This is a genomic window from Pseudomonas sp. 01L34 (assembly GCF_056400265.1).
In genome coordinates this window covers 852,036-865,527 of sequence record NZ_JBFTSX010000001.1, presented here as the reverse complement: position 1 = coordinate 865,527, position 13,492 = coordinate 852,036, and the positions used below count along the sequence as shown (strand labels likewise).

Annotated in this window: 10 protein-coding genes, 2 tRNA genes and 4 pseudogenes; 10 read left to right on the top strand and 6 right to left on the bottom strand. The window is 58.6% G+C overall.

Annotation, left to right across the window (positions count from 1 at the left end; genetic code table 11):
- Nucleotides 1-3 precede the first annotated feature (3 nt).
- Complete coding sequence (locus tag AC1DQM_RS03820) at nucleotides 4-777, bottom strand: L-iditol 2-dehydrogenase (protein WP_138867458.1); 774 nt, start codon at nucleotides 775-777, stop codon at nucleotides 4-6.
- Between the two features lie 101 nt (nucleotides 778-878).
- Nucleotides 879-2,189: an ABC transporter substrate-binding protein gene (locus AC1DQM_RS03815; protein ID WP_138867459.1), complete on the bottom strand. Its 1,311-nt coding sequence runs from the start codon at nucleotides 2,187-2,189 to the stop codon at nucleotides 879-881.
- Nucleotides 2,190-2,490: 301 nt separating this feature from the next.
- Here AC1DQM_RS03815 and AC1DQM_RS03810 point away from each other — a divergent pair, with 301 nt between their 5' ends.
- The 3 genes from AC1DQM_RS03810 (at nucleotide 2,491) to AC1DQM_RS03800 (ending at nucleotide 3,990) form a co-directional block, all read left to right on the top strand.
- Nucleotides 2,491-3,393: a helix-turn-helix domain-containing protein gene (locus AC1DQM_RS03810; RefSeq protein WP_064617637.1), complete on the top strand. Its 903-nt coding sequence runs from the start codon at nucleotides 2,491-2,493 to the stop codon at nucleotides 3,391-3,393.
- Nucleotides 3,394-3,634: 241 nt separating this feature from the next.
- A tRNA-Cys gene (locus AC1DQM_RS03805) sits at nucleotides 3,635-3,708 on the top strand.
- Nucleotides 3,709-3,903: 195 nt separating this feature from the next.
- Nucleotides 3,904-3,990, top strand: a tRNA-Leu gene (locus AC1DQM_RS03800).
- An 82-nt stretch (nucleotides 3,991-4,072) separates the two neighbouring features.
- Here AC1DQM_RS03800 and AC1DQM_RS03795 read toward each other — a convergent pair.
- Together AC1DQM_RS03795 and AC1DQM_RS03790 are read right to left on the bottom strand one after the other, a co-directional pair.
- A pseudogene (locus AC1DQM_RS03795) lies at nucleotides 4,073-4,648 on the bottom strand (tyrosine-type recombinase/integrase); the annotation flags it as partial.
- Nucleotides 4,649-4,830: 182 nt separating this feature from the next.
- Nucleotides 4,831-5,352, bottom strand: a complete 522-nt coding sequence (locus AC1DQM_RS03790) for a GNAT family N-acetyltransferase (protein WP_138867460.1) — start codon at nucleotides 5,350-5,352, stop codon at nucleotides 4,831-4,833.
- Nucleotides 5,353-5,666: 314 nt separating this feature from the next.
- On the opposite strand from AC1DQM_RS03790, the pseudogene AC1DQM_RS03785 reads away from it, so the two are divergent.
- Nucleotides 5,667-5,750, top strand: a pseudogene (locus AC1DQM_RS03785) (terminase small subunit); the annotation flags it as partial.
- Nucleotides 5,745-6,038: an RHS repeat domain-containing protein gene (locus tag AC1DQM_RS03780; protein WP_230139155.1), complete on the top strand. Its 294-nt coding sequence runs from the start codon at nucleotides 5,745-5,747 to the stop codon at nucleotides 6,036-6,038. The pseudogene AC1DQM_RS03785 and the gene AC1DQM_RS03780, both read left to right, overlap by 6 nt.
- Here AC1DQM_RS03780 and AC1DQM_RS03775 read toward each other — a convergent pair.
- Nucleotides 5,957-6,184, bottom strand: a pseudogene (locus AC1DQM_RS03775) (site-specific integrase); the annotation flags it as partial. The gene AC1DQM_RS03780 and the pseudogene AC1DQM_RS03775 overlap by 82 nt on opposite strands.
- Nucleotides 6,185-6,397: 213 nt before the next feature.
- Between AC1DQM_RS03775 and AC1DQM_RS03770 the strand changes: the two are divergent.
- Both AC1DQM_RS03770 and AC1DQM_RS03765 read left to right on the top strand, forming a co-directional pair.
- Nucleotides 6,398-8,524: a TonB-dependent siderophore receptor gene (locus tag AC1DQM_RS03770; RefSeq protein WP_138867461.1), complete on the top strand. Its 2,127-nt coding sequence runs from the start codon at nucleotides 6,398-6,400 to the stop codon at nucleotides 8,522-8,524.
- A gap of 152 nt (nucleotides 8,525-8,676) precedes the next feature.
- Nucleotides 8,677-9,019 (top strand): annotated as a pseudogene (locus AC1DQM_RS03765) (hypothetical protein); the annotation flags it as partial.
- On the opposite strand, the gene AC1DQM_RS03760 reads toward AC1DQM_RS03765, so the two are convergent.
- The gene (locus AC1DQM_RS03760; RefSeq protein ID WP_138867462.1) at nucleotides 8,967-10,205 is read right to left on the bottom strand and encodes an acyl-CoA dehydrogenase family protein; all 1,239 of its coding nucleotides are present in this window, start codon (nucleotides 10,203-10,205) and stop codon (nucleotides 8,967-8,969) included. The pseudogene AC1DQM_RS03765 and the gene AC1DQM_RS03760 overlap by 53 nt on opposite strands.
- A gap of 392 nt (nucleotides 10,206-10,597) precedes the next feature.
- Here AC1DQM_RS03760 and msuE point away from each other — a divergent pair, with 392 nt between their 5' ends.
- Genes msuE through AC1DQM_RS03745 form a run of 3 tightly spaced genes read left to right on the top strand, consistent with a single transcriptional unit; the run spans nucleotide 10,598 to nucleotide 13,478 of the window.
- Nucleotides 10,598-11,161, top strand: a complete 564-nt coding sequence (gene msuE / locus AC1DQM_RS03755) for an FMN reductase (RefSeq protein WP_018929019.1) — start codon at nucleotides 10,598-10,600, stop codon at nucleotides 11,159-11,161.
- A gap of 46 nt (nucleotides 11,162-11,207) precedes the next feature.
- A complete protein-coding gene (sfnG, locus tag AC1DQM_RS03750) occupies nucleotides 11,208-12,308 on the top strand; it encodes a dimethylsulfone monooxygenase SfnG (protein WP_018929020.1) in 1,101 nt (366 codons plus the stop codon).
- A 15-nt stretch (nucleotides 12,309-12,323) separates the two neighbouring features.
- On the top strand, nucleotides 12,324-13,478 hold the full coding sequence (locus AC1DQM_RS03745) for an AMP-binding protein (protein WP_138867463.1): 1,155 nt from the start codon (nucleotides 12,324-12,326) through the stop codon (nucleotides 13,476-13,478).
- Nucleotides 13,479-13,492: the final 14 nt, after the last annotated feature.

Genomic DNA, 13,492 nt, shown 5'->3' with positions numbered 1-13,492 from the left:
CAGTCAGCTCATCCAGTTGCCGCCATCGACGTTATAGGTTTGCGCCACGATGTAATCGCTTTCGGCCGATGCCAGGAAGATCGCCATGCCGACAAGGTCATCCGCCGTGCCCATGCGCCCGTACGGCACTTCCTGTCCCGCCAGTTTTTTCTTTTCCCCGAGCGGGCGGTTTTCATACCGGGCGAACAGCGCGTCGACGCCGTCCCAATGCTCGCCGTCCACCACCCCCGGCGCGATGGCGTTCACGTTGATGCGATGGGGAATGAGATTGAGACCGGCCGATTGCGTGAGGCTGATCACCGCCGCCTTGGTCGCGCAATACACCGCGACCAGCGCTTCGCCGCGCCGACCGGCCTGGCTGGCCATATTGATGATCTTGCCACCATGGCCCTGGCGGATCATCTGCTTGGCCGCGGCCTGCAGTGTGAACAGGGTGCCGGAAACGTTGATCGAGAACAGCCGTTCGTAGCTGTCGCGAGAAATCTCCCTGATCGGCGCGAGATCAAACAGCGCCGCGTTATTGATCAGGATGTCGAGCTTGCCTGTGGTGGCGATCACCGTGGCGATGGCGGCGTCGATGGATTGCTGATCGGTCACGTCCATCTCGACCGCATAAGCATTGGGCCCCAACTCGGTTGCCGTGGCTTGGGCGCGCTCCAGGTTGATGTCGGCGATCGCGACCGTAGCGCCTTCGCGGATATAGGCTTGCGCGAACGTCCTGCCTATTCCTCTGGCGGAACCGGTAATCAGGGCGCTTTTTCCTTCTAGACGTTTCATTGTTCCCATCCAATCGTAAGAGCTAAAGAGTTGCCCAATCGAGGGCATCAAAACCAGTCGTTAGTCTGCGAAGACCCCGCAGTGATTGCGCCTAGCCGTTGCTACTTGGGATAACCGGCGCGCTTCATCTCGCGTTCGGTGCTTTGCTGCGCGGAGGCCAGGGCCTGTTCCACCGGCATCTGCCCGGTGAGCGCCGCGGATACCAGCTTGCCGACCGACGTGCCAATCGCCTGGAATTCGGGAATGGTCACGTATTGGATGCCGACGTAGGGCACGGGCTGGACCGAAGGGTGCGCCGGGTCGGCGTTCTGCATCATTTTCAGCGTGACACCGGCGAAGGGCGCAGCCTGCAAATAGGCGTCGCTGTAGGTCGACATGCGGGTGCCCGGTGGTACGTTGCTGATGCCATCCGTCTTGGCAACCAGTTGGATGTATTCCCTGGAGGTGGCCCAGGACACAAAGGCTTTGGCGGCTTCCTTGTGTTTGGATGTCGCCGGGATGGCCAGTGACCAGGCATAGAGCCAGGACGAACCCTTGTCGGTGACTTCTGTTGGCGCGGCGACGAAACCAACATCATTGGCCACCTTGCTTTGCGTTGTGTCGGTGATGAACGAGCCGGCGACGCTGGCATCGACCCAGATTGCGCATTTGCCACTGTTGAACAGGGCGAGCGTCTCGTTGAAGCCATTGCTCGACACACCCGGTGGGCCGTACTGCTTGAGGGTGTTGACGTAGAAGTTGGCGGCGGCAGTCCATTGCGGCCCGGTGAGTTGCGGCTGCCACTGCTCATTGAACCAGCGCGCGCCAAAGGCGTTGGACATGGTCGTCAGCAGCGCCATGTTCTCACCCCAACCGGCCTTGCCGCGCAAGCACATCCCATACTGTTCTTTATCCGGCTGGTGCAGCTTGCCGGCGAACTCGCCGAGCTGCGTCCAGGTCGGGTGCTCGGGCATGCTCAGGCCGGCGTTCTTGAACAGGTCGGTTCGGTAATAGGTGACGGTGCTTTCGCCATAGAACGGCAGGGCATAGAGCGTGTCGTTGACCGATAACCCTTGGCGAACCGCAGGGAAAATATCTTCGAGGTCATAGCTGGCGGGCAGGTCCTTTATTGGCTCCAGCCAATGCTTGGCGCCCCACAACGGTGTTTCGTAAGTGCCGATGGTGAGCACGTCGAACTGGCCGCCCTGAGTGGCTATGTCGGTGGTCAGGCGCTGACGCAACACGTTCTCTTCAAGCACCACCCAGTTGAGCTTTACGTCGGGGTGCAGCTGTTCGAAAGTTTTGGACAGTCGCTGCATGCGGATCATGTCGCTGTTGTTCACTGTGGCGATGGTCACCGTTTCACCCGCCTGGCAGAGCAGGGCAGAGCACAGCCCGGCGGACAGAAAAAGTGCGCTTGGAATGATCTTCATCGTGATCTCCGCTCTGCGCCTTGGGCGGCAGAAGCTTTATTGTTGTTGTAATCCACGAGGCGGGGCATAGCCGCACCGGGATGACCACAGAATTGCAGCTACCCAAGCAGCGAACAAATGAATGGCATACGCGCCGCTGATACTTTTTTGACCGTGGAAAAAAAGTATCAGTGGGCGCCATGTAACGTGCTAGGCGCCGGGCGTCGTTAGTGCGAGTCTCATGTCAGCGTCCCGAGACTTCGACTCGTCCCAGGCTTCGCGGTACCTTGATAAAACCAACAAAAACGGAATCGCCAGGGTGATGAACCATCACGTAACCGCAGACAAGCCGCCAGCGCTTGAAGTCATCCTCAACGAGCCCCAGCACAGCTTTCGTTGGTATGAGCACGACTATCCCTTCGACCTGGCGCGCTGGAACCATCATCCGGAGTTCGAGATCCACCTGATCCGCGAAGGCAGCGGTCGGCTACTGGCTGGTGACTACATCGGCGTATTCGAAGCCGGCCATGTCGCCCTCATCGGCCCGGGCCTGCCTCATGACTGGATCAGCGATCTGGGCAAAGGCGAGGTGATTACCGGCCGTGACGTCGTGTTGCAGTTCGATGGCCAGATGCTGATGCAACTGCGCGACAAGGTTCCGGAGCTCAGCGAGTTACAAAGCCTGTTTCGCCAGGCGGCGCAGGGCATCGAATTTCATGGCAACACCCGCAAAAAAGCAGCTCGACTGATGGAAGAGATCGGCCAGTGCCACGGCTTGCAGCGACTGTGCCTGTTCCTGTCATTGCTGCAACTGCTGGCATCGGCCCCTGACAGCGAGAGACAGACGCTTGCCAGCCTGCAATACGCGCCCATGCTCGACGCATTGACGGCCCAGCGCATGAGCATTGTCTTCGACTACATCCTGAACGACCTCGCTGACGAGTTGCGGATGTCGGTCATCGCCCAGCGGCTGGACATGAACGAGCCGGCCTTCTCCAAATTCTTCAAGCGCGCCACCGGCCATACCTTCGTCGACCTGACGCGCAAACTACGAGTCCAGCGCGCCTGCCGTTTGCTGGCGCAAAGCAGTTTCAGCGTTGCCGATATCTGTTTTGAGGTGGGGTACGCCAACTTGTCGAATTTCAATCGGCACTTTCGCCATGAAATGCATGAGACACCCAGCGAGTATCGGCAGCGGTTGCAGCGCGCATCTTGCGGTGGGTAGCGCTTTCTGTGGCGCTGAAGTGTTAGTCTCGAAAGCAACCGGGTAGTGGCGTTAGCGCATCTGGAATTATTTTCTTCCAGTTCTTGACATGCCTTTCGAACCAGTCCAGAATTGCGTCCATTCCTGATTCAGGAACACGAAAACCCCTTAGATTTCAAAGGGTTGGAAGCTAGATTAGAATCTTGTTTCCAGATACGAGTTTACACGTTTGATGTTGCGCTACTGAACATCAGATGTTTGAGGCCGAATAGCAAAATGGTTATGCAGTGGATTGCAAATCCACCTACGCCGGTTCGATTCCGACTTCGGCCTCCACTTTAAACGAGCTCCGTAGATCCATGATCTACGGAGCTTTTTTATTTTCGCAGTCCTGCAAGATTTAGTCTTGAAAAGGGGATTTGCGAACTTGCTTCAGCGGGGCGGGATGTATATATTTCCCCCTCTGTTGCACAAGCGTCAGAACTGCCAGATCGTTATTTGGACAGTCTTCAGACTGCTTACCGCGCTACCGCCCGAATGGCGAAACTGGTAGACGCATGGGACTTAAAATCCCCCGCTCGTAAGGGCGTGCCGGTTCGATTCCGGCTTCGGGCACCATCTAAAATCAAGGGTTTGCGGGCGAAAGCTAATGCAAACCCTTGTTTGTTTCTGGTCCGCTATTTTGGAGTTGCTCCGCAATTCACTTGATAGGAGTGACTTTCTTGCCAAGGCGATGACGGATGTATTGCTCCGTCATCACCACCGTCGTATGCCCAAGTTGATCTCTCGCCTGTAAGATGTCACCGCTGGATTCGGCTTTATCTGTACCTGCTTTGGCGCGTAAATCCCGCATCTGAAATTCAGATTTCTGGACGCCGGCCGCTTCTCTGGTCAAATCAAACCTTCTCCGCAACATCGCCACCGTCATTGGTGTGCCATCCTCTGTAACGATCAGCCGTGTCGAGCCTACCTTCTGACTTTCGGGGCATGATTCGATCAATCAAAACTTCAGCTCGCCAGTGACTTCAATCCGGCGCTTCGCCTTTGTTTTCCCCTGCAGAATCCAAATTTGCCCCTCGGCGTACGTGTCTCGTCCAGTTTCTTTATTGCCCTTGATGCCGGCACAAGGATTGGCCAGCGATGTGTAGCCTTTGTCCCGCGCGTAGTTTCAGATCGCCCTGAGGAGGGGCTTTTCACGGTTCGCTCGGACCGGCGCTGATTTGCGCCAGGTTAGGTACTGGCGAACGTGCAGAGGTTCGATCGTTTCTAGAGGGCTGGACCCTCATTCTGATACTACGACGCGTTTAAAGTGTACTTAGAGAAGTCTGACATGTTGCTTTCCTTGGTTTGAGTTGGGTCAACACCAATATCGGCAACACGCCGCTATTTCAATCCTGCTTTAGGCTTAACAGGTAACGAAATATGACAACCAAGCAACTGGGAGTCGATCGAGCGTGCCTACCGGGAAATGTCGCAGCACATCACAACCATTCCGATCTCGGTCTTGTCGGTGCTAAATGGGATCTCACCTAGTACTTCGAAGCCGAAGCCCTCGTAGAAACGCCTCGCACTGGCGTTGGTTTTGAGTACGTCGAGCCAAATGAAATGCTCGTTACGATCTTCGGCCAGTTGGCGGATGAATTGCAGAAGCTGTTTCCCGTAGCCTTTGCCTGCTTGGGTCTTGAGGAAGTAAATTTTTTGGAGCTCCGCACCGGCCTTGCCGGAAATAGGCATCGGCTTCGACCAGTTAACCTTTGAGAACCCTACCGCTCTGTCGTCTTCATCGAGTGCTATGAGCCAACAGTGACGTGCGGGTGCCCCTATCGATTCCTGAAGCGCCAGGACTGAAAAGTCTTCACTCAAGAAATGCTGCATGCCTGAGGGGGTCCATATGTCGGAGAAGTGGTCTCGATACGTCTCTATACCGATATCACTAAGTGTGTGGATATCCTCAATGGTCGCCTCTCGAATTTTGATCACTGTCTCGCTCCTTGCGTTGAGTTGATCTCGACCAATACCTACAACGCGCCAGTATTTCAAGTATTAGGTAGCCCATGAACAGGCCACGCCCTCCTATGTCACTGCTTGAACTGTCAGACCTGTCCGACTTCGGTAGCCGGCCAGGCAGAAAACCGGCGGGGCCCCTGGGGACTTGCAAAGGACACGGGGTCGGAAACCCGCGGGATCTTGTTAGTGGAAGGCCTGCCAGCTTACTGAAATTTCAATCACTGAAATCTTGAAAGGATTCATTGAGAAGCCGCTGAAAAGGAGAGCTCCTAAGCGTATTCGACTACCTGTACAAGAGCGCCTTCGCGGCACGGATCGGCAGGTCGCCGAGCACCATCACCTGGTTGAAGACGAACGGCAGGTTGGTGATCGTTATTAAGGATGCAAACGGCAACGAGAAAGAGCTCGAATACAACGACGCTGGCCAACTCGTGAAATATACCGACTGCTCCGGCAAAACCAGTGCTTGGGAATACGACGAGCGAGGCCTGATGATCTGTTTTACCGACGCGGCGGGGCAGAGCATCGAGTACCACCGCAAAAAATCTATCTCTGCTCCGCAATTCGCTACCACTGGTCATTTTGTGGGCGTGACTTTCATCCCTTTACGCATTCGAATGTACTTCTCTGTCATGCCTACGGTGGTGTGCCCAAGTTGATCGCGTGCAGCACGAATGTTGCGTGTCGATTCTTCCTTATCCGCCGCGGCCTTCGTCCGTACGCGCATTTGAAAATCAGCCTTGGGAATGCCGGCAAACTTCGGGGCATCATCAAACCACTTCCGGAGCATGCTCGGCGTCATTGGCTACACCGCCAAGGTCGGCAGCGCTGGATGATCTCGGCCGTGGCGCGGATGATGCTGCAATGGCCATTGCTTCAATGAAGTGATGACTTTATCGAAGACTGTTTTTGTTAATGGGAATCAGTGTTAATTACGAATGGTTTTGTATAGCATGCGTCGGAGTTTTTTGGCGGTTTCACTCCCTGCATTGGCCTATTCGTAAAGGTTTTTCTCTTCATGCGTCGAACCCTGCTTTCCATTTGTGTGCTGCAAGCATTGTCGTCTACCTCATGGGCTGAACAAACGGAGGTGTCACCCTCAACGCTTGAGCTGGACGCAACCGATGTTATCGGTACTGCGAATTATGAAAGGGCGGACGGCCCGGTGCAGGGTTATCTGGCTACGCGCTCGGCCAGCGCCACACGCACCGACACGTCGATCCACGAAACCCCGCAATCGATCAGTGTGGTCTCGAAAGATGCGGTCGAGGATCTGGGAGCCACCCGTTTGCAGGACGCGCTGGACTACGCTGGGGGCGTGGGGCGGGCGAACAATTTTGGTGGACAGGGTCTGACCACGTTTACCGTTCGTGGCTTTACCACTGGCGAGTTTTATCGCAACGGTTTTCCGATCAACCGCGGCTATCCGAACATGCCGGATGCCAACACTATCGAGCGACTCGAAGTGCTACGCGGTCCGGCAACCATGCTCTACGGTCGGGGTGATCCTGGCGGCACGTTCAACGTGATTTCCAAACAGCCGTTGCCCGAGCGCACCGTCACCTTGGGCAGTCAACTGAACGATCAGGGCATGAAGCGTGGCACGCTGGATGCTTCCGGCCCGCTCGACGAAGAAGGGCGCCTGGCCTATCGACTGAACGTAGTGGGCGAGGGCGGCGACACCTTCCGCGATCACGTCGAAACCGAGCGCTACGGTATCACGCCGGTGCTCACGTGGCAGGCAACCGACGCGACCAAGCTGATTTTCGAAGGCGATTTCATGCGTAACAACGCGCCTCTGGATCGAGGCGTTACACGTTACCCGAGGCAGGCAGGTACCGCCTCTCGCGACAGTTTTTTCGGCGAAAAAGACGCTGGCAAACTGCATAACGACAACAACATGGCGCAGCTGCGTTTCGAGCACATGCTCAATGACGACTGGACGCTGGGTGGTGGCTTCCAGTGGCTCGATGGTTCGCTCAAGGGCAACGCAGTCGAGGCCAACGGTATTGCCGCTGACGGCCGCACCTTGGGGCGCAACTTCAACTATCGCAAGCTGGAGTGGACCGACAAGGATACCCAGCTCAATCTGACCGGCCATTTCGATACCGCTGGTTTGCAGCACACGTTGCTCACCGGTATCGAGTACGAAGATTATGACTACAAGTCGATCATTCAACGCTCCAGCGGTGCTGTCGATGCGTATCCGATCGACATCTTCGATCCGGTGTACGGCCAGTCGCGTCCAGCACTGACTCGCACGCCGACCCACGACAAGGAAAACCTCAAAACTTATGCCGCGTTTGTGCAGGATCAATTGGCACTGACCGACAAACTGAAGGTGCTGGCAGGGGCGCGTTTCGAACGCTTCGAACATGACTACGAAACCTTTGTCCCGGGCGGCAAGAGTTGGCAGGCGAGTGACAACGCAGTAACTCCGCGCATCGGCGTGACCTACGATTTGACCGAGACATTAGCGGTTTATGCCGACACCGCGCGCTCGTTCAAGCCCAACACCGGCGCTAGCCGCCTCGGGGGAGGGTTTGCGCCGGAGAAGGGCAAGTCGTACGAAATGGGTATCAAGTGGGAAGCACTGGATCAGCGGTTGAGTGTCGATGCGGCGATCTATCAGATCGAGAAGCGTAACGTGCTGACCACCGACCCCGTCGATTCCACCTTCAGCGTTGCTGCCGGTGAAGTGCGAAGCCGTGGTTTCGATATCAACGTTGCCGGCAACCTCACTCCCGAATGGCGCGTGATTGGCGGCTACGCCTATGTCGATGCCGAAGTGACGAAAGACAACGTACTGCGCTCTGGCACGCGGCTGCTGAACATCCCGAAAAACAGCTTCAGCCTGCTGAATATGTACGAATTCCAGGACGGCACCCTCAAGGGATTGGGCTTGGGCACCGGATTCAAGTACGTCGACGAGCGCGCCGGACAAACCGCCAACACTGCGTTTTCGATGGGCAGCTACACCGTTGTCGACTTGCTTGGCTTCTACAAGATCAATGACAAGGTGCGGCTCAATCTTGACGTGAAAAACCTGTTTGATCGCGATTATGAAGAAGGCGCGTTCGGCAATGTTTACGCTTATCCGGGTGCGCCACGAACCGTGCAAGTCGGTATTTCCTACACGTTGTAGTGCGTTCTGCTGGTGCACACTGAGCAAGCGCGATAACGCTGGAAGTGAGGCGATGTGCGTCAGCAGTAGAGTCTGTGGATCCTGCAAAGGCGACAGTTGCAGATTTGAGCTACAGACAGGTCAGCCGTCAGCTTATCTCAGGTCGCTCGTGCCTGGTGCTGGACCGTGGGCGGATCGTGGAGCAGGGCGAGGTGTGGCAGATTTTTGGTGACCCGCAACACGAGGTGTCACCGGCCGTGGCGACCGATCTGCTGGGCATCGCCCAAGGCACTGGGTGGGCAGGTCAGCTTGCTGCATGGCGGTATCGAGCGTATCCAGAGCCGCGCCCAGGGACGTCGATTTCTGGGCGTAGCGACGAGCCAGGGGCCAGGCGCGTTGCTGGCCCGTGCTTCGTCGCTGGCCGATCAGGTGCCGGGGTATCTGGCACCCGCGTTATGTCGACTTACTTCGATCCTCCACCGATCTGCCAGACGTAGGGCGGTTCGGTGCCGTTGATTTCCCAGTCGCCGATGATGCGTTCCTTGTAGATCAGCGGGTTGTGCGAGGCCGCGGTGCGAGCGTTGCGCCAGTGACGATCGAGGGCTTTGCCGGTGCTGGTGGCCGAGGCGCTGAGGGCGTTGAACAGGTCGCTGGTGGCGCGTAGCACCAGGTCGGCGATCACCACTTGGGCCTGGGCGGATTCCAGTTCGGCGGCGATGTTGGCATCGCGTTCGGCTTCGTCGTTATGGGCGAAGCGGCTTTCGTAGGCCACCTGCAAGGCAGCCGCGGCGCGCAGGGTGGTGGCGTGTGCGGCATAGACCTGCGCTGAAGCCTTGCCCACCACTTGCTGCACCTGGACATCCTGGCTGACGTGGCTGGCGTTGCCGGTGCTGAAGATGCGCGTGCGCTTGCGTACTTCTTCCGTGATGTCGCGCACCGCGGCACGGCCGGCACCGGTCTGGACCGCCAACAGCACCAGTTGATAGAAGGCCGTCTGGTATTTGAAGCGGGTGGTGAAGTCCAGCAGGTTTTCGGGCTCCACCACGGCGTTCTCGAATACCGAGGTGCCGCTGCCGGTGGTGCGCTGACCAAAGCCATCCCAGTCGTCGCTCTGCACAATACCCGGTTGCTGCACGCGAACGGCGGCAATCACATCGGCGCCGTTGTCATCGCGCTGGGCATAGAGGTCGATCCAGTCGGCGAAGATACTGCCGGTGCTGTAGTACTTGGTGCCGTTGACCACCCATTGTTCACCCAGACGCGAGACACGGGTGCCAACCTGGCCGATCTTGATGCTGCCGACTTCGGTCCAGGCGTTGCCCACCAGATCGCCGTCGACAAAACGCTTGAACCAGGTGTCCTGGGGCGCATCGGCATGGGCGTTGAGGCGGTCTTCGACAAAGGCAAAGTGACCGCGCAACGCCTGCGGCAGATTGGAATCGGCTTCGGCCAGTTCGATCAGCAACTCAAACAACTGGGGCAGGGAAGCGCCGTCGCCACCGTACTGCACCGGCACGCGCACGGCGCCAAAGCCGGCTTCCTTCAGCCACTTCACTTGTTCAAAGGGCAGGCTGCGAGTTTGCTCGCGCTCCAGTGCGCCGGCGGCGATGCGTGCAAAGATCGGCCGGAAGCGCTCGGCCAGGGCCTGGTAGTCGGTACCGCTGGAGAGGGGGTGTGGCAGGTGCTGTTGCTGGACAGTCATGGTGTAGCTCCTTATGGAAGGCAAGAGAAGCAACAGTGCAGTCGATCTGTTGCGTACTACTGCCAGTGCACAGGTCGTGCCTGGCACTGCAAAAGCCGTTTAATCGGGCGCGCAGGGCTGTTCGCCAGGGTGGTTGCTGTCGTCTGCCGGGCAACTTGCTGAAGCGCTGACTGCCCGGCAACAGCGGCCTGGGCGCGCTGCACGGCATGGGCAGAGAGGCAGCTGTTGTGAGCGCAACAGTTGATCAACAGCCTGCCCGGTGGACGACACTGCGGCGTTTTGCGAAAAACCGTATAACTTATTGATTTTTATTGAATTATAGAGATGGCACGGTTGCTGCTCTAGTCCTTGTGCAGGTGCCGCGGTGGCCTCTGCCACCATGAGGACGGGCAATGAGCAACACACTGAAAGTGGTCGCGGTATCCGGGAGCGTGCAGCGGCCTACGCGCACCCTGGTGCTGCTCAAGGCTCTGGTCGCCGGTCTTGCGCAACAGCTGCCGATCGCGCTGCACCTGATCGAGTTGTCCGAGGTCGGCCCGCAGTTTGCCGGGGTGCTGTGCCGTGAAGACTTGCCCGCTGCGGTAGAGGCCGATCTGCAGGCCATTGAAACGGCCGACCTGCTGATTGCTGCCAGCCCGGTGTACCGCGCCTCGTACACCGGACTGTTCAAGCACCTGTTCGATTTCGTCCATCACCAGGCGTTGAACAACGTGCCGGTGTTACTGGCCGCCACCGGTGGCTCGGACCGCCACGCCCTGATCATCGATCACCAGTTGCGCCCGCTGTTTGGTTTCTTCCAGGCCCTGAGCTTGCCCATCGGTGTGTATGCCGCCGAAGCCGATTTCACCGACTACCAGATCACCAGCCCCCAGTTGCTCGAACGCATCGAGCGCGCTGTCGAGTCGGCGGTCCTGAGCCTCAATCCGAAAGTTCACCGGGATGCCAGCGCTGCCTGACGTCCCGGGTCAACCCTCATTTCAACGAGTCAATGGAGTACGTACAATGAGCCAGGACAACATCAAGTTTGCCTATTGGGTTCCCAACGTCAGCGGTGGCCTTGTGGTCAGCAAGATCGAACAGCGCACCAGCTGGGACATCGATTACAACCGCAAGCTGGCGCAAATCGCCGAAAAGGCCGGCTTCGAATACGCCTTGTCACAGATCCGCTTTACCGCCGGTTATGGCGCCGAAAACCAGCACGAGTCGGTGACCATAAGCCACGCGCTGTTGGCCGCCACCGAGAAGCTCAAGGTGATCGCCGCCATCCTGCCTGGGCCCTGGAGTCCGGTGCTGGCGGCCAAACAGCTGGCCACCATCGACCAATTCACCAACGGTCGGGTCGCGGTGAATATCGTGTCGGGTTGGTTCAAGGGCGAGTTCCGGGCCATTGGCGAGCCGTGGCTGGACCACGATGAGCGCTATCGTCGCTCGGAAGAATTCATCCAGGCGCTCAAGGGCATTTGGACCCAGGACAACTTCAGTTTTCATGGCGATTTCTACCGCTTCCATGACTACACCCTCAAACCCAAGCCACTGCAGCAACCGCACCCGGAAATCTTCCAGGGTGGCAGCTCGCGCGCGGCGCGGGACATGGCTTCGCGGGTTTCCGATTGGTACTTCACCAACGGCAACAGCGTCGAAGGCATCAAGGCCCAGGTCGACGACATTCGGGCCAAGGCCGCGATCAATGGCCACTCAGTGAAAGTTGGGGTGAACGCCTTTGTCATTGCCCGCAAAACCGAGGCTGAAGCCCGAGCGGTATTGCAGGAAATTATCGCCAAGGCCGATCCGGAGGCCGTCAATGGTTTCGGCAGCGAGGCGAAGAACGCCGGCGCCTCCAGCCCTGAAGGCGAAGGCAACTGGGCCAAGTCCACCTTCGAAGACCTGGTGCAGTACAACGATGGCTTCAAGACCAACCTGATCGGTACGCCGCAGCAGATTGCCGAACGCATCGTCGCCCTCAAGGCGGTGGGCGTGGACCTGGTGCTCACTGGCTTCCTGCACTTTCATGAAGAAGTGGAGTACTTCGGCCGCAAGGTGTTGCCGTTGGTGCGTGAGCTGGAGCGCGAGGCGGTCGCGGCCAAGGCTGCGGCGCTCGCCTAAAGGAGGGGAAAGGTCATGGCGACATTCACTGATAACACGCAATCCGACACCTTGCCGCAGTGGCTGCAACAGCAGGCACGTCAGCAAGGGACGGGCATTGCCCTGCGACATAAGCGCCTGGGGGTGTGGCAGGTGCGAACCTGGCGCCAACTGGCCGCTGAGGTTGAACACCTGGCAATGGCCTTGCAGGTGCGTGGTTTTGTGCCTGGCGCGAACTTGGTGATTGTCAGCCGCCCGCGGCCGGAGGCGTTGATCGCTGTACTGGCGGCACAGTGGTTGGGCGGGGTGGCCGCGCTGTTGGATCCGCTGGAGGCTGCGGCTGCACAGGTGCCGCTGTTGCGTGAGCTTCATAGTGAATGGGTGTTCGCCGAAGGCCATGAGGAGATTCAGCGCCTGCGCGCCGCCGGACTGGCGCCCAGGCTGCTGATTTACGCCGACGGCCGCGGCATGGCTGAGGTGAGTCAGGCCGGTGACACCCTGGCGTTCGCACAACTGCTGCTGGGCAGCGATCACCGGCTGGAACCCCAGGCCCGAGCCGAGCGCACAGCTTTTACCTTCTACCGTTTGGGTGCGGGGCAGCGCATCGAGCAGCAGCGCATTAGCCACGCCGAGTTGCTAAAGGAAGGCTGGCGCCTGGTGCACAGCGAGCAGCTGGGGCGGCAGGAAGAAGCCCTGGCGGCGCGAGCGTTTGCCGCGGGTAGTCAAGCGCGTTACTTGCTGGCGCCTTGGTTGATTGCCGGCTTTCGACTGAATTTTCCGGAGAACCTGGCGACTCGCGACCAGGACCGTCGCGAGTTGGGCCCGACGCTGGTGGCCGGCACCCGGGAAACCTACGAGCGCCTGCATGCCCAGGTCCTGGCCCGCTTGCCGGAGCCAGGCAGCTGGCGTCGGCGTCTGGTGGACTGGGCGCTGGTGGCGCACCCCGGTGCGCTGCAACGGCATCTGGGGTACTGGCTGATCCGCCGGCCGTTGCGCGACATCCTCGGCTTTTCCCGCACCCGCGCGCCGTTGGTGGTGGGCGAGGCGCTGGCGCCACACACCCAGGCGTTTTTCCAGGCCTTGGCGATTGAAGTACGCACCTGGCCTGACCCGGCACAGTGGCACCGGCCTGCGCGCTGGCCAGCCCCGTTGGTCAACGGCTGGATCGAAGACAGCACGCAACCGGCCTGACAAGGACATGACTC